This is a genomic window from Ruegeria sp. AL11 (assembly GCF_056540865.1).
In genome coordinates this window covers 1-652 of record NZ_JBQFXO010000073.1, presented here as the reverse complement: position 1 = coordinate 652, position 652 = coordinate 1, and the positions used below count along the sequence as shown (strand labels likewise).

Sequence of the window (652 nt, the reverse complement as noted above, 5' to 3'; positions counted from 1 at the left end):
CATGCAGGCCCGTGGGTGATTGCCTGTCCGCTCGAGAAACATCTCGTAGGTCACACCATCGTGGAGGTCCTCTCCGGGGTGAATTTCGTAGCAGACATCGACACCGCATTCATCGGCGTGATTCAGGATGGGCACCCAACGGCGCGCAAGCTCATCAAATGCCGTTTCAATCAAACCGGCAGGGCGCTGCGGCCAAGGATAGACATATGGCCATGCCAACGCGCCTGAGAATGTCGCATGTGCCGAAATGCCTAAATTTTTCGAAGCGGATAGCGCTTTGTTGACCTGGTCTACGGCCCATTCTTGACGGGCTTTAGGGTTTCCTCTGACGCTTTCCGCTGCAAAGCCATCAAACGCACTGTCATAGGCTGGGTGAACGGCAACAAGCTGACCCTGAAGATGCGTTGAAAGCTCGGTGACTTCGACGCCATTTTCTTGGGCCTTGCCTTTGAACTCATCGCAGTAACCGACGCTGGATGCGGCCTGTTCGAGGTCGAACAACCGGCCATCCCAACTGGGAACCTGAACGCCATTGTATCCACAGTCAGCCGCCCATTTAGTGATCGCGCCCCACGAATTGAACGGCGCTTCGTCCCCGGCAAATTGTGCAAGAAACAAAGCTGGACCTTTGATTGTCTTCATTGAATTTCCT

The 652-nt window shown here is 54.6% G+C and carries 1 protein-coding gene; it reads right to left on the bottom strand.

Annotation, left to right across the window (positions count from 1 at the left end; all coding sequences use genetic code 11):
- Positions 1-642, bottom strand: a 642-nt coding sequence (locus ACR0IP_RS23350; RefSeq protein ID WP_480528187.1) for a TIM barrel protein, incomplete at its 3' end; no start/stop codon positions are given.
- Between the last annotated feature and the right edge of the window lie 10 nt (positions 643-652).